Origin of the sequence: Actinoallomurus sp. CA-142502 (assembly GCF_050936355.1) — a bacterium.
Classification (GTDB): Bacteria; Actinomycetota; Actinomycetes; order Streptosporangiales; family Streptosporangiaceae; genus Actinoallomurus; species Actinoallomurus iriomotensis.
In genome coordinates, this window is sequence record NZ_JBNJMY010000001.1 from 2,916,430 (window position 1) to 2,938,331 (window position 21,902).

Annotated in this window: 21 protein-coding genes and 1 pseudogene; 15 read left to right on the forward strand and 7 right to left on the reverse strand. The window is 73.2% G+C overall.

Translation table 11 applies throughout. From position 1 onward, the window contains the following. Position 1: 1 nt before the first annotated feature. From ACQEV1_RS14250 to ACQEV1_RS14260, 3 genes are read left to right on the forward strand one after another with little or no spacing between them, the layout of a single operon-like run. Complete coding sequence (locus ACQEV1_RS14250; protein WP_433394233.1) at positions 2-1,165, forward strand: efflux RND transporter periplasmic adaptor subunit; 1,164 nt, start codon at positions 2-4, stop codon at positions 1,163-1,165. Then, the gene (locus tag ACQEV1_RS14255) at positions 1,162-1,905 is read left to right on the forward strand and encodes an ABC transporter ATP-binding protein (RefSeq protein WP_285618211.1); all 744 of its coding nucleotides are present in this window, start codon (positions 1,162-1,164) and stop codon (positions 1,903-1,905) included. The genes ACQEV1_RS14250 and ACQEV1_RS14255 overlap by 4 nt, the downstream gene beginning before the upstream one ends. Then, positions 1,902-3,137, forward strand: coding sequence for an ABC transporter permease (locus ACQEV1_RS14260; RefSeq protein WP_285618210.1), 1,236 nt, complete (start codon positions 1,902-1,904; stop codon positions 3,135-3,137). The genes ACQEV1_RS14255 and ACQEV1_RS14260 overlap by 4 nt, the downstream gene beginning before the upstream one ends. Before the next feature lie 79 nt (positions 3,138-3,216). Here ACQEV1_RS14260 and ACQEV1_RS14265 read toward each other — a convergent pair whose 3' ends face one another. The 4 genes from ACQEV1_RS14265 to ACQEV1_RS14280 all read right to left on the reverse strand — a co-directional run bounded on the left by ACQEV1_RS14265 (position 3,217) and on the right by ACQEV1_RS14280 (position 7,331). Further along, on the reverse strand, positions 3,217-4,524 hold the full coding sequence (locus tag ACQEV1_RS14265; RefSeq protein ID WP_433394236.1) for an MFS transporter: 1,308 nt from the start codon (positions 4,522-4,524) through the stop codon (positions 3,217-3,219). 76 nt (positions 4,525-4,600) lie between these two features. Continuing rightward, positions 4,601-5,851, reverse strand: a complete 1,251-nt coding sequence (locus tag ACQEV1_RS14270; protein ID WP_433394238.1) for an RNA polymerase sigma factor — start codon at positions 5,849-5,851, stop codon at positions 4,601-4,603. 87 nt (positions 5,852-5,938) lie between these two features. Beyond that, the gene (locus ACQEV1_RS14275) at positions 5,939-6,436 is read right to left on the reverse strand and encodes a cysteine dioxygenase (RefSeq protein ID WP_285618205.1); all 498 of its coding nucleotides are present in this window, start codon (positions 6,434-6,436) and stop codon (positions 5,939-5,941) included. Between the two features lie 4 nt (positions 6,437-6,440). Further along, positions 6,441-7,331 (reverse strand): amidohydrolase, encoded by an 891-nt coding sequence (locus tag ACQEV1_RS14280; protein WP_433394240.1) that lies wholly within the window; start codon positions 7,329-7,331, stop codon positions 6,441-6,443. A 183-nt stretch (positions 7,332-7,514) separates the two neighbouring features. On the opposite strand from ACQEV1_RS14280, the gene egtA reads away from it, so the two are divergent. The 9 genes from egtA (at position 7,515) to ACQEV1_RS14325 (ending at position 16,883) form a co-directional block, all read left to right on the forward strand. Continuing rightward, entirely contained in the window at positions 7,515-8,717 is a 1,203-nt protein-coding gene (egtA, locus tag ACQEV1_RS14285; protein ID WP_433394242.1) for an ergothioneine biosynthesis glutamate--cysteine ligase EgtA, read from the forward strand. Then, positions 8,708-9,997, forward strand: coding sequence for an ergothioneine biosynthesis protein EgtB (egtB, locus tag ACQEV1_RS14290; protein WP_285618201.1), 1,290 nt, complete (start codon positions 8,708-8,710; stop codon positions 9,995-9,997). Before egtA ends, egtB begins: the two co-directional genes overlap by 10 nt. Beyond that, positions 9,997-10,731 carry an ergothioneine biosynthesis protein EgtC gene (gene egtC / locus ACQEV1_RS14295; RefSeq protein WP_285570043.1) on the forward strand — a complete coding sequence of 245 codons (735 nt, stop codon included), beginning with the start codon at positions 9,997-9,999 and terminating at the stop codon, positions 10,729-10,731. The genes egtB and egtC overlap by 1 nt, the downstream gene beginning before the upstream one ends. A 45-nt stretch (positions 10,732-10,776) precedes the next feature. Then, the gene (gene egtD / locus ACQEV1_RS14300; RefSeq protein WP_433405899.1) at positions 10,777-11,730 is read left to right on the forward strand and encodes an L-histidine N(alpha)-methyltransferase; all 954 of its coding nucleotides are present in this window, start codon (positions 10,777-10,779) and stop codon (positions 11,728-11,730) included. Between the two features lie 9 nt (positions 11,731-11,739). Next, the gene (locus ACQEV1_RS14305) at positions 11,740-12,753 is read left to right on the forward strand and encodes a LacI family DNA-binding transcriptional regulator (protein ID WP_285618197.1); all 1,014 of its coding nucleotides are present in this window, start codon (positions 11,740-11,742) and stop codon (positions 12,751-12,753) included. Between the two features lie 227 nt (positions 12,754-12,980). After that, entirely contained in the window at positions 12,981-13,601 is a 621-nt protein-coding gene (locus ACQEV1_RS14310; protein WP_285618196.1) for a VC0807 family protein, read from the forward strand. Beyond that, positions 13,598-15,109, forward strand: coding sequence for an FAD-dependent monooxygenase (locus ACQEV1_RS14315; RefSeq protein WP_433394245.1), 1,512 nt, complete (start codon positions 13,598-13,600; stop codon positions 15,107-15,109). The genes ACQEV1_RS14310 and ACQEV1_RS14315 overlap by 4 nt, the downstream gene beginning before the upstream one ends. A gap of 53 nt (positions 15,110-15,162) precedes the next feature. After that, entirely contained in the window at positions 15,163-16,281 is a 1,119-nt protein-coding gene (locus tag ACQEV1_RS14320; RefSeq protein ID WP_433394247.1) for a sensor histidine kinase, read from the forward strand. After that, complete coding sequence (locus tag ACQEV1_RS14325; protein ID WP_433394249.1) at positions 16,278-16,883, forward strand: response regulator transcription factor; 606 nt, start codon at positions 16,278-16,280, stop codon at positions 16,881-16,883. Before ACQEV1_RS14320 ends, ACQEV1_RS14325 begins: the two co-directional genes overlap by 4 nt. 17 nt (positions 16,884-16,900) lie before the next feature. Here ACQEV1_RS14325 and ACQEV1_RS14330 read toward each other — a convergent pair whose 3' ends face one another. Both ACQEV1_RS14330 and ACQEV1_RS14335 read right to left on the reverse strand, forming a co-directional pair. Further along, the gene (locus tag ACQEV1_RS14330; RefSeq protein ID WP_433394251.1) at positions 16,901-17,056 is read right to left on the reverse strand and encodes a hypothetical protein; all 156 of its coding nucleotides are present in this window, start codon (positions 17,054-17,056) and stop codon (positions 16,901-16,903) included. 419 nt (positions 17,057-17,475) lie between these two features. Continuing rightward, positions 17,476-18,549 (reverse strand): alkene reductase, encoded by a 1,074-nt coding sequence (locus tag ACQEV1_RS14335; RefSeq protein ID WP_433394253.1) that lies wholly within the window; start codon positions 18,547-18,549, stop codon positions 17,476-17,478. 105 nt (positions 18,550-18,654) lie between these two features. On the opposite strand from ACQEV1_RS14335, the gene ACQEV1_RS14340 reads away from it, so the two are divergent. Both ACQEV1_RS14340 and ACQEV1_RS14345 read left to right on the forward strand, forming a co-directional pair. Next, entirely contained in the window at positions 18,655-19,032 is a 378-nt protein-coding gene (locus tag ACQEV1_RS14340) for a MerR family transcriptional regulator (RefSeq protein ID WP_285618185.1), read from the forward strand. Between the two features lie 13 nt (positions 19,033-19,045). Continuing rightward, on the forward strand, positions 19,046-19,588 hold the full coding sequence (locus tag ACQEV1_RS14345; protein ID WP_433394255.1) for a hypothetical protein: 543 nt from the start codon (positions 19,046-19,048) through the stop codon (positions 19,586-19,588). A gap of 4 nt (positions 19,589-19,592) precedes the next feature. Here the strand turns inward: ACQEV1_RS14345 and ACQEV1_RS14350 are convergent, their stop codons facing one another. Continuing rightward, positions 19,593-21,038: an aromatic amino acid ammonia-lyase gene (locus ACQEV1_RS14350; RefSeq protein ID WP_433394257.1), complete on the reverse strand. Its 1,446-nt coding sequence runs from the start codon at positions 21,036-21,038 to the stop codon at positions 19,593-19,595. A 108-nt stretch (positions 21,039-21,146) separates the two neighbouring features. Between ACQEV1_RS14350 and ACQEV1_RS14355 the strand changes: the two are divergent. Further along, a pseudogene (locus ACQEV1_RS14355) lies at positions 21,147-21,890 on the forward strand (ABC transporter ATP-binding protein); the annotation flags it as partial. Between the last annotated feature and the right edge of the window lie 12 nt (positions 21,891-21,902).

Sequence of the window (21,902 nt, forward strand, 5' to 3'; positions counted from 1 at the left end):
CATGAGTGTCTCCGAGTCGGACGCCGAAGCGCCCGACACCACCGGCGCGCCCGGCCGCGCGAAGCGGCGCCGGTTCCGGCGCGGGAGGTCGGTGGCCGGCGTCATCGTGGTGCTGGCGGCGGGCGGTGCGATCGTCGCCGTGCACCCGTTCGGCGGCGGGGACGGCACGCCCCCGCCGGCCGGCGCCGGCGGCTCGCTGGTCCCGGTACGGCAGGGCCCGTTGTCCGCCCAGATCAGCCAGAGCGGCACGCTCTCGTACGCCGCGCAGGACGACGGCACGCCCTACTCCGTGATCAACCAGGTCCCGGGGATCTACACCTGGGCGCCGAACGCCGGCGACCAGGTCAAGTGCGGCCGGATCCTGTACTGGGTGGGGGACACGCCGATCGTGCTCCTGTGCGGCACCAGACCGGCGTACCGGAACCTGTCCCTCGGCGACCGCGGCCGGGACGTAGGGGAGCTCAACGCGAACCTGGTCGAGCTGGGGTACGCGAAGAAGTCGGAGCTCGATCCGGACTCCCGCTACTTCGGCTCGGCCACCGCGGCCGCGCTCCAGAAGCTGCAGGACGAGATCGGCGCCGACGAGACCGGGGAACTGGATCTCGGCGACGCGGTGTTCCTGCCCGGTCCGCTGCGGATCACCAAGGCGACGGCCAGGCTCGGCGGCCGGGCGGCCCCTGGCGCGCCGGTCGCGGAGGCGACGTCGGCCGACCGGCAGGTGACCGTGGACCTCGACGCCTCCCAGCAGGCCGGCGTCAAGGTGGGCGACAAGGCGCAGATCACCCTGCCGGACAACACCGTCACCACGGGCAAGGTGACCCGCATCGGCACGGTCGCCACGTCGGCCTCCTCCGACGACCAGGGCTCCTCCAACACCACCATCCCGGTCTACCTCACGCTCACGCACCCGAAGGTCGCGGGCGACCTCGACCAGGCCCCGGTGCAGGTGCAGATCACCACCGACGGCGTGAAACAGGCGCTGATCGTCCCGGTCACCGCGCTGATCGGGCAGGCCGGGGGCGGGTACGCGGTGGAGCGGGTCGACGCCCGCGGCGTGCACCAGACGGTGCCGGTCACGCTCGGCCTGTTCGACAACGCCGACGGGCTGGTGCAGGTGTCGGGGAACCTGGCGGCGGGCGAGCGAGTGGTGGTGCCCTCGACATGAGCGCCGAATCCACCCCCGATGAGGCCGTCCCCGTCCTGGAGCTGGAGTCGGTCACCAAGACCTACGGCGAGCAGCCGCCGGTGGCCGCGCTGCGCGGCGTCGACCTCACCGTACGGGAGGGCGAGCTGGTGGCGATCGTCGGGCCCTCCGGCTCCGGCAAGACGACGCTCCTGCACGTCATGGGCACTCTCGACCGGCCCACCAGCGGCACCGTGCGGATCGACGGCGTCGACGTCGCGGACCTGGACGACCGCCGGCTGGCGGCGCTGCGGGCCCGCAGCATCGGGTTCGTCTTCCAGCAGTTCTTCCTCGACGAGCACAGCTCGGCGGTGGACAACGTGGCGAACGGGCTGCTGTACGCCGGGGTCCCCGTCGGCGAGCGGCGGGCACGGGCCGCCGAGGCGCTCGCCCGGGTCGGGCTCACCCACCGGGCGGGGTTCCGTCCGGCCAAGATGTCCGGTGGCCAGCGCCAGCGCGTGGCGATCGCCCGCGCGCTGGTCGGCCGGCCGGCGATCGTGCTCGCCGACGAGCCGACCGGCAACCTCGACAGCACGACCGGCGCGTCGATCCTCGAACTCCTGCACGAGCTCAACGCCGAGGGCGCGACGATCGTCATCATCACGCACGACGGCGGCCTGGCCGCCCGGCTGCCGCGCCAGGTGCACGTGCTCGACGGGCGGATCGTCTCCGACAGCGCCGTCGACGGCGTGCGCGTGCCGACGCCGGAGGAGGTGCCGTGAGGGCCGCGACCACGCTCGTTCCCACCCGGCTGGCCCTGGGCGACCAGGCGCGGGTGGCGAGCACCGGGCTGCGCGCCCGGCCCCTGCGGGCGGCGCTGTCCGCGCTCGGCATCGCCATCGGCGTGGCGGCGATCGTCGCGGTGCTCGGGCTGTCCTCCTCGTCCCAGGCGGGGCTGCTGTCAGAGATCGACCGGCTCGGCACCAACCTGCTGACCGCGAACAACGGGCAGTCCTTCACCGGGCGGACCGCGCGACTGCCGCTCGAGGCGACGTCGAGGATCTCGCACCTGCCGGCGGTCGAGCAGGTGGCCCACGTGGGCACCGTCGAGGACGCCAAGGTGTACCGCAGCCCGCTCATCCCGCCGATCACCACCAACGCGCTGAAGGTCAGGGCGGCCAGCCTGAACCTGCCGTCCGTCCTCGCCACCTCGGTCGCGCAGGGCCGCTGGCTGAACTCCGCGACCGCCACCCAGCCGGTCGCGGTGCTCGGCGCGGTCGCCGCGCAGCGGATGGGCGTCGACCGGGTCTACCCGGGAGAGCGCGTCTGGCTCGGCGGCCAGTGGTTCTACGTCGGCGGCATCCTCGACCCGGCGGTGCTCACACCCGACATCGACACGAGCGTCCTGATCGGGTACCCGGCCGCCCAGCGTTACCTCGGCTACGCGAGCATCTCCCAGGGCAAGCTCGCCGTCGGGCCGCCCAGCACGATCTACGTACGGGCTCGGACCGACCACGTCGCCGACGTGCAGGCCGTGCTCGGGCAGACCGCGAACCCGGAGGCGCCGAACGAGGTCGACGTCAGCCAGCCGTCCGACGCCCTCACCGCCCGCGCGGCGGCGAGCGGGGCGTTCAACAGCCTGTTCCTGGGCCTCGGCGCCGTCGCGCTGATCGTCGGCGCGGTCGGGGTGGCGAACATCATGATCATCTCGGTGCTGGAGCGCCGTTCGGAGATCGGGCTCCGCCGCGCCCTCGGGGCGACGCGGGGGCAGATCCGCGGCCAGTTCCTCTCGGAGGCGATCATGCTGGCGCTGCTCGGCGGCGCCGCGGGCGTCGCGTCCGGCGCGGCGGCCACCGCCGTCTACGCGGGCACCAAGCACTGGGCCGTGGTCATCCCGGCCGAGGCCTGGGCGGGCGGAATCGGCTCGGCCATCGCGATCGGCGCCCTCGCCGGCCTGCTACCGGCCCTCCGCGCCGCCCGCCTGTCGCCGACCGAGGCACTGCGCACGGTCTGACCGGCGAGGCCGGCGCGTCGCCACCCCGTCGCGCCGGCCTCGCCGGTCCGTACGCCTGGCCGGGCGGAAGCACGCCCTCTCATCCCGTGGTCGATGAGCCCGACGCTCCTGAGGGGCGCCGCCCTCGGCCTGGCGGCGCCGCCGCCGCGTCGGCGGCGATCGCCGGGCGGCGGAGCCGGACCGGGGTGAACAGGCCGACGCCGGCGACGCAGAGGAACGCCGCGCCCGCCGCCAGCAGCGTGTCCTTGACGCCGACGCCTTTCGCGAGAGCGGTGAGCACCACGGCTCCGATCGGGGCGAGCACGTTGTGCATGGTCCAGAACGCCGAGGTGACGCGGCCCAGCAGATGGTCGGGCGTCACCTCCTGCCGCAGGCTCATCGAGCACAGGCCCGCCAGGGCCACGCCGAGCGAGTACGCCAGCACCATTCCGCCGGCCACCACGACGTTGCCCGCCACTCCCGCGACGGCCACCACGACCCCGCACAGCCCGACCGACCCGAGCCAGCACGGCCCGAACCCCCACCACCTGCGCAGCGGCGACATCAGCGCCGCGCCCGCGATCGTGCCGATGCCCGCCGCTCCCATGACGTAACCGACCACCCGGTCGTTCTGCCCCAGGTCGTGCCGTACGTGGTAGATGAAGACGTCGGTCATCCCGAGACTCAGGAACAGGAACACCGTGAGCAGGAGGGTCAGGGCCCGCAGCACCGGCGTCCGCCACAGGAACCCCGCTCCGGCCAGGAAGCCCTCCCGCAGGTCGAACCACCGGGCCGCGACCGCCCGCTCCTCGCGCGGCCGGAACCTGATCAACGCCAGGCCCACCGCCGAGACGGCGAAGCTCGCCGCGTTGATCGAGAGCGCCGCCGTGACGCCGAACACCCCGGCGACCAGGCCCGCCAGCATCGGCCCGAGCACATAGGCGGCGGAGTTCGTCGTCTGCAGCAGGCCGTTCGCCGCGCTGATCCGCTCCTTGTCCACCAGGTTCGGGATGGCCGCGACGTAGGCCACCTGAAAGATCATCTCGAGGACGGCGGCCGCTCCCATCACCGCGTACAGGAGCCACATCTGCGGGTCGGCCGCCCAGCACACCGGTATCAGCCCGTACAGCACGGCCCGCGCCACCTCGCACAGCACCATCAGCCGCCGCCGGTCGAACCGGTCCACCAGCGTCCCGGCGAAGAGCCCCGTGACCACCGACGCCGCTCCCGCGGTCGCGGTCAGGAGGCCCATCCGGGCCACCGACCCGGTCGCCTCCAGCACCAGCAGCGGCACCGCGACCAGCGCGAACGCGTTGCCCACCTCGGACAACGCCTGCACGAACCAGAAGACCGCGAAGTTCCGGTCCGTTCGAAGGGAGCGCGCGGCCACCTCGCTCCCCGCCGTCACTCGGCCTCCTCGTCGCGAGATCGCCACCGCCCGATCATGATCGTACGGTGCGCCCCGAGCCGATCTGGAAGGCGTCTCAGGAGCCGCTCGGGTCGGGGACGGGGGAGTCGGGGGCGTGGTCGGTGGGCGAGTCGCTCGGCGTCGGCGTGGGGTCCGGCGTCGGCGTCGTCGTCGGCGAGCCGGGCGGCGACTTCGGAGGCGTCGGGTGGGTGCTGCCCGGCCCGCCGCCCTTCGGGGGCCGGCCGGGGTGGGAGGGGCCGGCCGGCGCGGACGTGCCCGGCGGCGCCGTGGTCGCGGGCGCGGTGGATGAGGACGTCGTCGGCGTGGGGGAGGCCGACGTGCCCGGCTTGGAGGTCGCCGCGTCCGGCGGGCCCGGCTGGACCGGGGTGACCGGCTGGGCGGAACGGCTCGCCGTCTGGCCCCGGTGGATCAGCTGGCTGGTCCCGTCCACGTTGGAGGTTCCACTCGGGTGCGGGCTCGGCCACAGGACGAGCACGCCGGTCGCCGCGGCCACGCACGCCGCCAGGCCCGCGACCTCGACGAGTCCGTCGCGCCGGCGGCGCGGCTTCGCCCCGTCCCTCGCCTCGGCGCGCGAGACGCGGACGACCTGCGGCTCCGGGCCGGCGGGCTCCTCCGCCGGAACCCGGGCGAACGGGCGCGTCGGCTCCTCGGCGTCGTGGAACAGGCCGTCCAGCGGGACCGGCATCCCCTCCGCGTCGAACAGCAGGGCGCCGTCCGCCGCGCGCTCGGCCGCCGCGCAGGAGGACAGCACCCGTTCCCGCTGCCGCGGCGGAGGCTCGTACCCGCGGGTCACCAGCCGGTGCAGGGCCTCGCCGCTCAGCGACGCGAGCATGGCCGCGTCGTGCGCCTCCCGGCCGCCCACCGAGGCGGCGGCCTGCTCCAGCCGGCGCTGCGACGCCCGTACGAGCATCTCGGCCGTGTCGCGGGCCACGCCGACGACCCGGGCGACCTCCTCCGGCGCCAGGACGGTGGACAGGGCCAGGGCCTCGCGGTGTTCGGGGCGCAGGACGGTCAGCGCGCGCCGCAGCGGGTCCGTCGCCGGCGCCGACACCGGCCGGCGTACGAGCGCGCCGCGCCGTACGCACTCCGAGCGGGCCAGGGCGTGCAGCCACACGGGCAGCGCGCCGTCGTCGGAGGGCGCCTCACCCGGGTGGCGGGCGACCGCGATGAAGGTGTCGCGTACGGCGTCGGCGGCCTCGTCGCCCACCATGACGTGGCAGTAGGCGTAGAGCGGTCCGGCGTACTCGTCGTAGAGCGCGCCGAACGCGTCCGGAGCACCCGTCCGCAGGGCCTCGGTAAGGGACACCGGTCTCCTCCGTCCCGCCATATCACCGGAAGATCATCGCAATCCAGGCATAACACTAGAAATCCGGATACTAGCGGGACGGGTCGGTCAGGCGACAGCGTCCAGGGGTCGCAACTCGTCGGCGTAGCTGACCGAGACGCGGCGCATCACTCCGCCATCGTCGATCGAGTACTGCCCCAGACGCCACAACGGGGGGGAGTAGGCGTGGATCGAGACGCTCTGGCCGGCCTCGCCGACGAGACGGTGGATGTGCTCGGGGCCGAACGCGAAGGACGCGCCCTTCTCGACCGTGACCTCGACGTGGGCGCCGCCGATGCGGGGGTTGCACTCCTTCAGGGCACCGTCCACGACGGCGACCGCGCCGGAGGAGATGTCGTGGTCGTGCCATCCGGTGTCGTTCTCCGGGGTCCAGCAGAGCAGCCAGACGTCGACGTACTCGTCGCGATAGAGCGAGACGTAGTGTCGCTGCCCGTCGGGGAAGGCCACGTGCTCGCGCCACGACTCCGTATCGTTCGCCAGGTCGTCCACGAGCTCGCGCAGCTCGCGCTTGTCGAGGCACCGTGCGGGCAGTGACTCGAAGGACATCGGATCACTCCTCTCCTGTCAGTAGTCGGCCCGGGTTGCTCACCCGGATGGCGTGCTCGGCGGCCTCCCCGAAGTCGGGCCCGAAGCCGAGCGGTGGTGCGTACGGCCGGTCGGAGCCGCACACGATCGTGTCGATGCCGAGCGCCCGGATCGTCGCGTCCACGGCGCGCGGACCGTACGAGGAGGTCTCCAGGAAGGCGTCGCGGTCCACCTCGCCGCGGCCGCCGCCCCGCGCGGCGAGGCGCTCGCCGTGCAGTGGGGCCAGCCCGGCGAGCAGCGCGAAGCAGATCCGCAGCCGCGGATGCCGCTCCCGGCCGAACGCGCGGAAGGCGAACCACGCGGTGTGCATCTGGTGCACGTACGGCACCAGCGCCGGCCACCAGGACGGCCCGTCGGACGCGGGCGCGGGCCCGGGGTGGACGAACAGGGGCAGGCCCCGCGCCTCCAGCAGCGACAGCAGCGGCGCGCAGCGCTCGTACCCGGCCGCGTCGAGCAGCGCGTCGGCGGGCAGCTGCAACCCGGCGAACCCGCGGTCGAGCCACCCGGCGAGAGGCGACGGGTCGATCTCCGACACGCAGGCGGCCGCCCACGCTCCGAACGGCGCCGGCAGCGCGAGCGCGTCCTCGTGGTAGGCGTCGAGGAGCGGCGCGGCCTCGGCGGGCGGCAGCCACTCCACGCCGAGCGGCGAGGACAGCGAGGTGAGGACCCGGTCGAAACCGTCCGCGGCCGCCTGGGCCGCGCGGGCCGCCGGGTCGTGGTCGGCCGGGTCGACGTCGTACGGCGGCTCGCCGTCGAGATACAGGGTCCAGCCGTCGAGTCGCGGCGCCGTCGCACGCCCGCGCAGGACGTCGACGAACGCGGCCCCCCACAGGTGCTGGTGTACGTCGGTGGCCACGGGTCTCCCGTCTAGTGAACCGGTTTACTGAACCGTATCACTGTACCGCTTAAGTAAACCGATTCACCAGCTCAGGCGGCCCCGGGCGTTCACGAACCCGTCACCGGAGATATGCCGAGTTTCTGATTATTGATCCGGTTCAGTAGGGAATCACCCACGTTCGAACTGTGAACGGAGGGACTCATGACCCGGCTGACCTTGGACGACGTGTACGACCACGTCAGCGGTGTCTGTTTCAAGACGGGGCCACCGGGGCAGGTGGGTGCGGAGACCGAGTGGTTCGTGGAGGACCGGCGTTCGCCGGACTCGCGGGTCACGATCGGCCGGCTGCGTACGGTGATGGACGCCGCGGGCCCGCTGCCCGCGGACAGTCGCGTCACCTACGAGCCGGGCGGTCAGCTCGAGCTCAGCTCCCGTCCGCAACGGGGTGTGGCGGCGGCCCATGCCGCCCTGGCCGCGGACCTCGCCCACGTCGGGGACCACCTGGCCCGCGAAGGGCTGGCACTGGCGGGACGCGGTACCGATCCGCGCCGCCTCCGTGCGCCCTTCTTCCAGCTCGACGAGGGCCGTTACCGCTGCATGCGCGCCTACTTCGGCGAACCGGGGCTCGCCATGATGTGCGCGACGGCATCGCTCCAGGTCTGCCTGGACATCGGCGCGGACGAGAAGGACGCGGCGCGGCGCTGGCGGCTGGCGCACGCGCTGGGGCCCGTGCTGGTGGCCGCGTTCGCCAACTCGCCGGGGAACGGCACGCGCTCGGCCCGGCAGGTCATCTGGGAGGGGCTCGACCGTGGCCGTACGGCCCCGGTCATCGGGCCGGACCCGGTGGAGGCGTGGGCGCGCTACGCCCTGGACGCGCGGGTCATGCTGCTGCGGGACGGCTGGGTGCCCGATCCCGGGATGACGTTCCGCGAGTGGCTCACGGGCGCGGCCGGGAGGGGCAGGCCGGACCTGACCGACTTCGCCTACCACCTGACCACGCTGTTCCCGCCGGTACGGCCGCAGGGCTGGCTGGAGCTGCGGATGATCGACGCACTGCCGGACCCGTACTGGCCCGTGCCGATCGCCGTGGTCGGGGCCCTGATCGACGACCCCCTGGCCGCGGAGATCGCCGCCGAGGCGACCGAACCGGCCGCGGACCGCTGGCGCGAGGCCGCGCGTGAGGGCCTCGGCGACCCCGTACTCGCGCGCGCCGCCCGCCGCTGCTTCGAGGCCGCGTGCGACGCGCTGCCCCGCATCGGCGCCCAGGCGCTCGTCCCGCTCGTCGACGGCTACGCGGAGCGCTACGTGCGGCGCGGCCGCTGCCCGGCCGACGACGAACCCCTCGACGGCACGCCCGGCGGTGCGACGGTGCCCGCCGGCAAGGAGGAACCACGATGGACGTGAAGGAACGGATCGTCGCGGAGCTGACCGCGGCGCGCGACCGCAGCTTCGGGCTGACCGTCGAGACGCTGGAGGCGCCGGAGCTGACCGCGCAGGTCTCGCCGCTGATGTCCCCGCTGGTCTGGGACCTGGCGCACATCGGCAACTACGAGGAACAGTGGCTGCTGCGCGCCGCCGCCGGAGCCGCCGCCGTACGGCCCGACATCGATGACATCTACGACGCGTTCGAGCATCCGCGCGCGGAGCGGCCCTCCCTGCCGCTGCTCAGCCCCGCCGAGAGCCGCGCGTACGTCACGACGGTCCGCGACCGCGTGCTCGACTCCCTGGAGAAGGTGCCGCTCGTCGGCGCCCTGGCCGGGGACGGCTTCGTCTACCACATGGTGATCCAGCACGAGCACCAGCACGACGAGACCATGCTGGCCACCCACCAGCTCCGCAAGGGCGCGCCCGCGCTGCTCGACCCGCCGGACCCCGGCTCGGGCGCGGGAGGGACGGCGCCGGCGGAGGTGCTGGTACCCGGCGGGCCGTTCCTCATGGGCACCTCCGACGACCCGTGGGCCTACGACAACGAACGGCCCGGTCACATGGTCGACGTGCCGTCCTTCCACATCGACACGACCCCGGTCGGCAACGCCGCGTACGCCGCGTTCATCGAGGCGGGCGGGTACCGCGACCCGCGCTGGTGGGACCCGAAGGGCTGGGAGTGGCGGTCCCGTACCGGCAAGGAGGCCCCGGCCTTCTGGTACCGCGAGGGCGGCCAGTGGATGCGGCGCCGGTTCGGCCACGTCGAGCCGGTGCCGATGGACGAGCCGGTGCAGCACGTCTGCTGGTACGAGGCGGACGCGTACGCCCGGTGGGCCGGCCGGCGGCTGCCGACCGAGGCGGAGTGGGAGAAGGCGGCGAGCTGGGACCCCGTGGCGGGCCGCAAGCGCCGGCTGCCCTGGGGCGACTCCGGCGAGGCCGGCGCGCACGCCAACGTCGGGCAGCGGCGGCACCGCCCGTCGCCGCTCGGCTCCCACGCCGAGGGCGCGTCGGCCTACGGCGTGCGCCAGCTCATCGGGGACGTCTGGGAGTGGACCTCGACCGACTTCCACGGCTATCCGGGTTTCCGGTCCTTCCCGTACAAGGAGTACTCCGAGGTGTTCTTCGGCGCGGAGTACAAGGTGCTGAAGGGCGGCTCCTGGGCGACGCACCCCCTGTCGGCCCGGCCGACCTTCCGCAACTGGGACTTCCCGATCCGGCGGCAGATCTTCGCCGGCTTCCGCTGCGCGAGGGACGCCTGATGTGCCGCCACCTGGGCTACCTGGGGGACTCACGGACCCTGCACGAGCTCCTGTTCGCGCCGGAGTACGGGTTGCTGACCCAGGCGTACGCGCCCCGCATGAACCGCAGCAACATCCTGAACGCCGACGGGTTCGGCGCGGGCTGGTACGACGCCGCACGTGACGCCCCGGTCCGCTACCGGCGCGCCCAGCCGATGTGGACCGACCTGTCCTTCGCCGACGTCGCCGACGTCGTACGGACGCGCTGCGCGGTGGCCGCCGTGCGGTCGGCGACGGTCGGGTTCCCCGTGGACGAGTCGTGCGCCCAGCCGTTCACCGACGGGCAGCGGCTGTTCAGCCACAACGGCGCGGTCGAGGGGTTCGCCGGGGTGGAGGCCAAGCTGCGCGAGCTGGCCGGCGACCTGTCGCCGGTGCCGGACGCGCGGGCCCCGGTCGACTCGGCGCTGCTGTTCGCGATGGCGGCGGCCGCCTGGCGGACCGGCGCCTCGCTGGGCGAGGGGCTGGCGCACGTGGTGCGGAGCGTCACGCCGCTCACGGGCGGCCGGTTCAACCTGCTGGCCACCGACGGTACCCGGCTGGCGGCCACGACCTGGGGGGACACGCTGTTCGTCCGCAGCGGCCCCGGCGTCGTGATCGCCTCCGAACCGTACGACGACGAACCGGGATGGGAGGAGGTGCCCGACCGATCACTCGTGACCGCCGGTCCAGGAGGGGTCGGAATCAGCCCGATCTGACCGCCGCCGACCGATGACTCGATGAGGAGATCACCAGTGCCGACCCTGAAGAGCTATCTCACGCCCGACGACCTCGGAAAGTCGCTCCGGCGGGACGTCGCCGACGGCCTTACCACGTTCCCCAAGACCCTGCCGCCCAAGTGGTTCTACGACGAGCGGGGGAGCGAGCTGTTCGAGGAGATCACCAGGCTGGAGGAGTACTACCCGACCCGGCGCGAACGCGCGATCCTCACCGAGCGCGCGGCCGAGATCGCCGCGCTCACCGGCGCCCGTACGCTGCTCGAACTGGGCGCCGGATCGGGGGAGAAGACCCGGCTGCTGCTCGACGCGCTGGGCGGCACGCTGACGACGTACGTGCCGGTCGACGTCAGCGGCGACTTCCTCGCCGACGCCTCCGACCGGATCGCGTCGGAGTACCCGTCGCTGTCGGTCCAGCCGATCGTCGCCGACTACGAGCGGCACCTCCACCAGATGCCCGGCGGGCCGCGACGGCTGGTCGCCTTCCTCGGCGGCACGATCGGCAACATGACGCCGGCCGAACGCGTCTCGTTCCTCGCCGGGCTGCGCGCCACGATGGGCGAGGACGACGCGCTGCTGATCGGCGCCGACCTCGTCAAGGCGCCGCATCGGCTCGTACGGGCCTACGACGACGCGCGCGGGGTGACGGCGGAGTTCAACCGCAACGTGCTGCGAGTGATCAACCGCGAGCTCGACGCCGACTTCGTCGTGTCGCGCTTCGAGCACGTCGCGATCTGGGACGGCGCCGAGGAGCGGATCGAGATGCGGCTGCGCTCGACCCGGGCCCAGACCGTACGGGTCGGCGCGCTGGACCTGGTCGTGGAGTTCGCGGCGGGGGAGGAGATGCGCACGGAGATCTCCGCCAAGTTCCGCCGGGAGCGCTTCGAGGAGGCGGCGACGACGGCGGGTCTGCGAATTGACCGATGGTGGACCGACCAGGACGGTGATTTCGTCCTCAGTCTTGTCCGGCCCGCTCTATAGGGTTGGAGCGTGACGCAGCAGCGGAAGCGCGCGACCATCCGTGAGGTGGCCAAGGCGACCGGGCTTTCGCCGGCCGCCGTGTCCTACGCGCTGCGTGGCATCCAGACGTCGGAGGAGACGCAGGAGCGGGTCCGCCGCGCCGCCGAGGAGCTCGGCTACGAGGCCCACCCGATCGCGCGGGCGCTCGCCAGCGGTCGCAGCGGCATGGTGGGCCTGCTCTGCGGTTCCCTGGAGGACCTGTGGCAGCAGGCGCTGGCGGTGGGCATCGGCCGGGCGCTGTTCGCCCGCGACCGTTACGCCATCATCCTCGACGCCGCGGGCGACCCCGAGCGCGAGCTGATGCTCGCCCGGCAGCTGCGCGACCAGCGGGTCGACGGGCTGATCGTCCAGCCGCTCGACCCGTCGGCGGCGCTGTGGGCCGAGCTGGGCGAGAGCCTGCCGATCGTGTCGATCGGCGACTCGCTGCCCGGCGCCCACGCCTACGGCGAGGTCGTCTTCGACAACCGCGCCGGGGTCACCGCGGCCCTGGAGCACCTGCACGCCCTCGGCCACCGGCACATCGCGGTGCTCACCCCGACGATGGCCCGCACCCCCGACCGCCCGGCCGACGTGCACGTCAACGCCGAGGCCGAGCGGCTGGGCGTCAAGGTCGACGTGGTCCCCTCGCCGCAGGCGCTGGGCGCGGCGACCGACGTCGCCCTCGACGTCCTGGGCCGCAGCCCCCGGCCGACCGCGGTGTTCTGCTTCTCCGACTCGATCGGCTACGGCGTCTACGCGGCAACCCGCGAGCTGGGCCTGGCCGTCCCGGGCGACGTCTCGGTGGCGGGCTTCGACAACCACCCGATGTCGGCGCTGCTCACTCCGCCGCTGACGAGCGTCGACTGGGACATCGAGGGCATCGTCCACTCGTCCGTCCGGGTGATGATCGGCGCCATCGACGGCAAGCCCCGCCGCCGACGCATCGTCTGCGAGCCGAGCCTGCTCGAACGCGAGTCCACCGGCCCCGTTCGCGTCGGCTCTTAGGGCCTGTCTCGAAGCCCCGCTGTCCTACTGCGCGGCGCCCAGGCGCCGCCTCGCCGCGTTGTCGTCGGTCGCCAGCCAACACCAGGCTGACTCCCTCCTCCGCCTTGCGACGCGCCGCCTGGACACCGCTCGCTACGGACGGGGACTTCGAGACAGGCCCTAGCTTTCTCGGCGAACCATGACATCTGTCGTGGGTGCCGCGGCCCGTGCGGCGCGACGCTCGGTCCATGACCGACAAGCGAGATCACCGCAACCTCGTCCGCACGCTGATCTGGGAGATCGGCGCTCCCCTCCTCGTCTACTACGCGCTGCACCTGCTCGGCGCCTCCTCTCTGCTCTCCTTCGCCGCGGCCACGGCCGTCTCACTCGGCCGGATCCTGTTCGTCGCCGCCCGCGACCGGCGGCTCGACGGGCTGGCCGCGCTGATGGGCGTCATGTTCGGCCTCGGGCTGGTGCTGACGCTGGTCACCGGCGACCCCCGCGTGGCGCTCGCCAAGGACTCCGTCACGACCGGCGTCGCCGGCCTGGCCTTCCTCGGCAGCTGTCTCTTCGGACGGCCGCTGATGTTCGCGATGGCCAGGCGGATACTGCCCGAAGCCCGGCAGGCCGAGGCCGACGAGCGGTGGCGCAACGACCCGCGCTACCGGAGCCGGCTCGTCGTGCTCTCCCTCATGTGGGGCGTCATCCTGCTCGGTGAGGCGCTCGTGCGCATCGTGCTCGTCTACAGCCTGCCGGTGGACGTCATGGTCGGCCTGTCCCACGCGCTGCAGTTCGCCGCGATCGGCCTGGGGGTGCTGGGCAGCATCGGGTACGCGCGCCTGGTGCGGCGCCAGGTGGCCCTCCGATGAGCGCGGAGGCCGACGTCCTGATCGTCGGAGCCGGGCCGACCGGGCTCACCCTGGCGTGCGACCTGCTGCGGCGCGGTGTGACCTGCCGGATCATCGACCGGTCGCCCGGCCCGCAGGAGGGATCACGCGGGTTCGGCGTCAAGCCCCGCACGCTGGCGGTGTTCGACGCGCTCGACATCGCCGGCACCGTCCTCGAGGCGGCCCGGGCCGACGGTCACCTGCGGGTCTACCTCGGCACCGACCCGATCCACACCGGCCGCCGCGAGCCGGCGACGCCGACCGCGGACACGCCGTACCCCGACTCGGTCTCGCTGCCCCAGTGGCGCACCGAGGCCATCCTGCGCGCCCGGCTCGCCGAGCTGGGCGAGAAGGTGTGCTTCGGCGCGAGCCTCGCCGGCCTGGACCAGGACGCGGACGGCGTCACCGCCACGATCGCCGCGGACGGGGAGGAGCGGACACTGCGCACCGCGTACCTGGTCGGCTGCGACGGCGGGGGCAGCACGGTGCGGAAACTACTCGGCATCGGCTTCCCCGGCCGTACGGAGGAGGACACGCGGGCGCTGCTGGCCGACGTCGAGGTGCGGGGCCTGGAACCCCGCGACGCCGTGCACCTGTGGCTGGGGGAGCGGCGGATGATGGCGGTACGGCCCTGGCCCGGTGCCGCGACGAGCCAGGTCGTCGTGTCGATCGCGCCCGGGCAGGCCGTGGAGCCGTCCGTCGAGGAGCTGACCCGGCTGGTCGCCGAACACAGCGGCCGCGACGACATCCGGCTCGGCACGCCGGCCTGGCTGTCGGTGTGGCGGTACAACCTGCGGCTCGCCGACCGGTACCGCTCCGGCCGGGCCTTTCTGGCCGGCGACGCCGCGCACGTGCACAGCCCGTTCGGGGCGTACGGCATGAACACCGGCGTCCAAGACGCCTACAACCTCGGCTGGAAGCTCGCCCTGGCCGTACAGGGCCGGGCCGCGCCCGGGCTGCTGGACACCTATGAGGCCGAACGCCGGCCCGCCGGGAAGGCGGCCCTGGACGCCAGCGACCGCGGCCTCTCCTCGGCCGTCACCCCGCCCCGCGTCCTGCGTCCGGTGCTGCGCCTCGTGATCGGCGCTCTCCTGTCCCGCATGCGCTCCGACGGCCGCGACGACCATCCGACGTACCACGATGGGCCGCTCAGCGTGCAGGCGATCCGCCGCGGCCGCGTCCGGGCCGGCGACCCGGCCCCCGACGGCGTCCTCACCACGCCCCGGGGCGACCGGATCCACCTGTACGACCTCTACCGGGCTCCCGGCTTCACCACGTTGTCCTTCGACCCGGAGCGACGGGTCCGGGTGGAGACCGCCGGCGGCGCGACGCCGGACACCTACGACGACCCCGACGGTACGGCCCGCGGCGCGTTCGGCGTCCGCCCGGGCACCACCGTCCTGATCCGCCCGGACGGCTACATCGGCCTGGTCGCGCGCACCTCCGGCCCCGAACGCGCCGCGTACCTCGACCGGGTCCTGGCCCGGTGACGCACGACGGCGTTAGCGTGGCCGGCGGGTGGGGGCTACGTACACTCATCGCCATGCAGGACGGGCCGGACGCGACCGCGTGGCCGACGTACGCGGGTTCGCCCCGGTGGCGGCGGCCGATCCGGCGGGCACTCGGGCCGGTGGTGGCGCTGATCGGGCTGGCGACGGCGGCGGCCGGAGCGCGGTACGGACACGCCCCGCACCGTGCCCTGATGACGGCCGACGGCGTGCTGGTCGGCGCCGGATTCCTGGCGGCCGTGTACGCCGGGCCGCGCCTGCGCCCGCCCGCGCGAATCGCCGCCCTCACCGGCCTGTACCTGGCCGGGTCCGCGTTCGCGGTGCTCGCCGGGGATCCACGCGCACTCGCGGTGCTGGCGTACCCGATCATCGCCTCGGTCATGCTGCTCCCGCCGCTGTGGACCCGCGTCATCGGCACCGTGGCCGCGGTCGTCGAGGTGGCGCTGAGCTGGTGGGTTCGCGGCGCGCCGCGCTGGGACGTCGCCCTGCTGCTCATGTTCGTCGCGTACGTGCTGACCGGCATCAACCAGCTCAGCCGTACGGTCGCCGAGTTGCGCGCCGCCCGCGACGAGATCGCCACGCTGAGCGTGGCCGCCGAACGCGCCCGCGTGGCCCGCGACCTGCACGACGTGCTCGGGCACAGCCTCACCACGATCACCGTCAAGACGAGCCTGGCGCGGCGCGTGCTGGAGAGCGGCGCGGACCGGGCGCGGGCCGTCGCCGAGATCCACGACGCCGAGCGGCTGTCCCGGGAGACGCTGGACGAGATCCGCGCGACCGTGTCCGGGTACCGCCGGGCCTCGCTGACCGCCGAACTGGCCGGCGCCCGGTCCGCCCTGCGCGGCGCGGGCATCGGCGCGCGCCTGCCGCGATCCGCCGACGACGTACGCGTGGACCTGCGTGAACCCTTCGCCCACGTACTCCGCGAAGGCGTCACCAACGTGATCCGCCACAGCGGCGCCACCACCTGCGAGGTCCGCATGACCCCGACGTCCATCGAGATCCGCGATGACGGCCCTCCGGCCGCCCCGGCCCAGCCGGGCATCGGCCTCACCGGCCTCGCCGAACGCCTGGCCGCCGCCGGCGCCCGCATCGAGGCCGGCCCGCTCCCGGACGGCGGCTTCCGCCTCGCGGCCGTGGCGGTCGAGCCGTGATCCGCGTACTGCTCGCGGACGACCAGGCGCTGGTCCGGGGCGCGATGGCCGCGATGCTCGGCCTGGAGCGGGACATCGAGGTGGTCGCCGACGTGGGAACCGGCGAGGAGGTGCTGCCCGCCGCCCGGCGGACCCGGCCGGACGTGGCACTGCTCGACGTGCAGATGCCCGGCACCGACGGCCTCACCGTGGCCGCCGCGCTGCGGGACGCCCTGCCGACCTGCCGCGTCGTGATGTGCACGACGTTCGGCCGTCCCGGCTACTACACCCGCGCCATGGCCGCCGGCGCCGCCGGTTTCGTGGTCAAGGACGCCCCGCCCGAGCACCTGGCCGACGCGATCCGCCGGGTCCACTCCGGTCTGCGCGTCGTCGACCCGGTCCTGGCCGCCCAGTCCCGCACCAGCGGCCCGAACCCCCTCACCGAACGCGAACGCGAGGTCCTCCAGGCAGCCTCCGAGGGCGCCACGGTCGCGGACATCGCCGCCGCCCTCCACCTGTCGGGCGGCACCGTCCGCAACCACCTCTCCGCCGCCATCACCAAGACCAACGCCACCACCCGCGCCGAAGCCGTCCGCATCGCCGAACGCAACGGCTGGCTGTAACCCGCCGAGTAGGTGGGTTACAGCCGGTTACTCGGTCTTCTTCGCTTGAGCTGGTCGCGTAGCTCGGGATCCGCGTGGATCAAGGCGGTGTCCTTCCACGCGTCGATCACCGGTCGTAGCGGTGCCATCGAGTCCAGGTCGGCGCATGCGTTCGCGGTTTCGACCAGTTCCACCAGGAAACCTCGGTTTTTGAAGTAATTCAAAGGTCTGGAGGTCAGGGGAGTACGGGGGCAGCCCACCCTCGCCGACTTCATCGGCTCGGGCCACTACGACCGGCACATCCGCCGCATGCGGCAGCGGTACCGCGACCGCCGTGACCGCCTCGTCGCCACCCTCACCGCCCGAGCCCCGCACATCGCCCCCACCGGCATCGCGGCCGGGCTGCACGCGGTCCTGCGCCTGCCTCCCGGAACCGAGCCCTCCGCCGTCGCGGCCGCCGCCCGGCGGTCCGTCGCCCTGGACGGACTCGCCGACTTCCGTCATCCGGCCGCCACCATCCCCGCCATGGATTGCCTGGTCGTCGGCTACGCCGCCCGCCCGACCACGGCTACGGACCCGCGCGGGAAGCGCTGTGCCGGATCCTGCCCCCGGATCAGGCGGTGTACTGATACGCCGAGTAGGTCAGGTAGCCCGCGTCGCCGCCCTGGTAGTACGTGGCCTCGTCGACGGGGGCGAGCGGGAGGCCGGTACGGAGCCGTTCGACCAGGTCGGGGTTGGCGAGGAAGCCGCGGCCGAAGCTGATGAGCTCGGCGCCCAGCCCGAGCCAGTGGTCGGCGTCGGTCCGGCCGGTCTGCTTCGCGCCCATCGGCGGCACCGGGTTCATGATCAGCGTGCCCGGCCACGCGCGGCGCAGGTCCACCAGCACCTCCTCCTCCGCGGTGGCCTCGAGGTGGATGTAGGCCAGGTCGAGGCGGGCCAGTTCGGTCAGCAGCGCGCCGTACAGCTCGGGAACCCTGGTCTCCTCCACGCCCCAGAACGTCCCGCCCGGGGAGAGGCGGATCCCGGTCCGGGCCCCGCCGACGGCGTCGACGGTCGCGGACACCGCCTCGACGGCGAACCGGATCCGGCCGGCCACCGATCCTCCGTACCGGTCCGTGCGCAGGTTGGCGTTCGACGAGAGGAACTGCGAGATCAGGTAGCCGTTGGCGCCGTGCAGCTCCACGCCGTCGAAGCCGGCCTCGACGGCGCGGCGGGCGGCCCGGGCGTACGACGCGGCGTGCTCGGGCACCTCGGCGGTCTCCAGGGCGCGCGGCGTCGGCGCGGGCCGGGGGCCGGCGGGGGTGAACACGTCGCCGACCGCGGGGACGGCCGAGGGCCCGACCGGCCGCGTACCGATGGTGTCGGGGTGCGAGACCCGTCCACCGTGCATGATCTGGGCGAAGATCCGCCCGCCGTTGGCGTGCACGGCGGCTGTCACGGGCCGCCACGCGGCGACCTGCTCATCGGTGTGCAGTCCCGGCGTGCCCGGGTTGGACTGCCCGACCAGGCTCGGCTGCACGCCCTCGGAGATGATCAGCCCGGCCGTCGCCCGCTGCGCGTAGTAGGCCGCCATCGACGGCGTCGCCAGACCGCCGGCGGCGGCCCGGACCCGCGTCATCGGCGCCATCACCACCCGGTTGGGCAGCGCCAGGTCGCGGAGCCGGTAGCCGTCGAAAAGGGTCGTCATGTCATCCTCCAGGCGTCGTGGATGTCGCGTACGGCGGCTACGCTAAAAGCTCACATCAATGTCAGAGGCAAGTCTTGTGTCCCAGGTCACATCGGGGAGGGTGACGTGCGCATCGGCGAACTCGCGGCACGGACCGGAGCCAGCATCCGGTCCCTGCGCTACTACGAGGAGCAGGGGCTGCTCGCCAGCACCCGCAGCGCCAGCGGACAGCGGCACTACACCGACGACGACGTCGAGCGGGTCACGTTCATCCAGCGCCTGTACACCGCGGGCCTGTCCAGCCGCACCATCGTCGAGCTCCTGCCCTGCGTCGACGCGCCCAGCGAGGAGAACTCCGACGCCGCCCTGGAGCGGATGGCGCAGGAGCGCGACCGGCTCTCCGCGCACATCGCCGAGCTCAGCCGTACCCGCGACGCGCTCGACGGCCTGATGGCCACGGCCCGGGCGCACCGGGAGACGCTGCGCCTGCCGGTGGCCGGCTGACCGGTCGAACACGATGACCCTGCACGCCGACCTGACCGCACTGCTCGCCCACGCCGGCATCGCCGACGTGGACCTCGACGAGGCCGTCGCGGACGAGCACGTGCGGTGCTCCGCGTATCTCCGGGTCGTCGCGGTGGTCGCCGCAGCGCGGCGGCGTGACGATGACCGCGAGGTAGTGTCAGCGATTCTGCGCGACCCGGCCGGGTCGGTGGCCAAGACGGCGGTGGTCGCCCTCGTGGACGACATCGCCATGAAGACGGGTGACGCGGCCGAATTCCGGCACTGGGCGGCCGGGCTGATGCCGGAAGTAGACCGGCTCGCGGACGGGCATCGGGAGTTCCTGCACCGTCGCGTCCACGACTGGACGGTCTACCTGGCCGTCATGGCCGGCCGTGCTCCGGCCGCCGCCGAGTTGGCCGGAGTCACGGACTGGATGCAACGCAAGCTCGCGACCGAATCGACGTCCCCGCCCGTACTCGCCCTGCTCGCCGAAACGGGCAGGACGCGAAAGATCCGGAACATCGCAGGAAACCGCACGGTCGCGAACGAACGCTGACGCGTCAGTACACCCCGTACGCGGCGAGGCGAGGGAGCAGGTCGGTGGCGGTGGAGATGTCGCCGTCCAGGGGGCGGTCCTCCACCTGCGGGTCCAGTACGGCCGCGGCCGAGGCGAAGACCTCGCCCAGGCGGCCCGGCGGCATGCGGTCCTGCATGCGCAGGGCCCGTACGGCCGCGACGAGTTCGCATGCGAGGACGGTCCGGTACGCCCCGATCGCCTCCGTCGTCGCCCGTGCCGACTGGGTGGAGAAGCCCGCGTGCTCCTCCACGCCGCGCGACAGCACCGCGTTGCCCAGCGCCGACGGGGTCGCCAGGCGCCGGATGTCGGCGATCGCCGAGTGGGCGACGTACTCCAGGATCATGATGCCGGAGCCCGGTTCGCCCGGAGCGGCCTGGAACGGCGCGAGGCCGGTGAAGGCCGGTTCGACCAGTGTTCCCAGGCGCGCCGCCGACAGCGCCGCCGTCTGGAACATCGCGGCCCGTACGGAGTCCAGGCTCAGGCCGACGTACGCGGTGTGGAAGCTGCCGTTGTGCCACACCGTACGGCCCGCGACGTCCACGAACGGGTTCTCCGACGACGCGTTGATCTCCCGCGTGACGATCGTCTCGGCGTTCTCCGCCGCGTCCACGGCCGGCCCGTGGACCTGCGGGAACGCCCGGTAGCCGTACGGGTCCTGGATGCGTGACGGGACGAGTTCGACGTCGTCGAGCAGCCCCCGTACGGTGTCGGCGACCCGGCGGCGGCCCGGATGCGGGCACTTCTCGTGCACCGCCGCCGCGTACGGCTCCGCCGACCCGCGTACGGCGAGCAGCGCCAGGCCGGTGACCGGGATCGACGCCCGCAGCAGTTCGAGCACGTCCCGGCACGCCAGCGCGGCCTCGCCCAGCGTCGCGGCGTTGGAGCTGATGAAGGCGAGCGCGTCGGCGGGACGCAACGGGAAGCGCGCGGTGGACGCGCCGCCCTGCCAGGGGCGTTCGCCGATCAGGCACAGGGCGGTGGACGCGAGGGCGGTCAGGTCGCCGGTGCCGATCGCCCCGTACGCTGGGATCGGGGGGATGAGCCAGCGGTTGATCACGTCCGCGAGGGCGCCGAGCACGTCCGGGTCGACCCCGGAGCCGCCCGCGGCGATCTGGTTGAGACGCACGACGAGCATCGCGCGGACGTTCTCGGCCGACATCAGGGGGCCTGCGCCGCCGGAGTGGCTCCGCAGCAGCCGCAGGCCATGGGTGTCGTCGTCCTCGATCGTGACGTCGCGGTTGGCGCCCACTCCGGTGGTCCGCCCGTACACTGGCCGCCGAGAGGCGACCTCGCGTACGACCTCCCACGCTTGCCGCGCATTCTCCACCGCTTGTGGAGTAACGGTAACGAAGGCGCCGTCTCGGGCTACAGCGCTAACAACGTCGCAGTTCAACCCGCTACCGTTGACCGCTATGGCCGTTTGACTCATGGCCGGACCGGCATAGAGGGAACGAATTCCACTATCTTGACCTCTTAACTTGGAAACGAGTCGCGGTCGTCCCGGACTATAGGGCCGCCTCTAGGGAGAGAGTCACTCTTGATCAGGTTTGACGGCGTCACCAAGCGATACCCGGACGGCACCGTGGCCGTTGACGATCTGACCCTGGAGATCCCCTCCGGACAGATCACCGTGTTCGTCGGCCCGTCCGGCTGCGGCAAGACCACGTCGCTACGGATGATCAACCGGATGATCGAGCCCACCGCGGGCACCATCAGCATCGATGGGGAGGATATCCGCAAAAAGGATGCTTCCGACTTGCGTCGCGGCATCGGTTACGTGATCCAGCACGCGGGGTTGTTCCCGCACCGGACGATCATCGACAACATCGCGACCGTGCCGTACCTCCTCGGCTGGGACAAGAAGAAGGCGCGTGCCACCGCCCTGGAGTTGATGGAGCGCGTGGGCCTGGACACCAAGATGGCCAAGCGCTATCCGTTCCAGCTCTCCGGCGGGCAGCAGCAGCGCGTCGGCGTCGCGCGGGCGCTCGCCGCCGACCCCCCGGTCATGCTGATGGACGAGCCGTTCAGCGCGGTCGACCCGATCGTGCGCAACAGCCTGCAGGATGAGTTCCTGCGCCTCCAGTCCGAGGTGCGCAAGACGATCGCCTTCGTCACGCACGACATCGACGAGGCGGTCAAGCTCGGGCACCGCATCGCGGTCTTCCAGGTCGGTGGCGTCCTGGCCCAGCACGCCACCCCCGACGAGCTGCTGACCAACCCGGCCGAGGGCTTCGTCACCGAGTTCCTCGGCGGCGAGAAGGGCCTCAAGCGGCTGCGCTTCAACCGCGAGCTG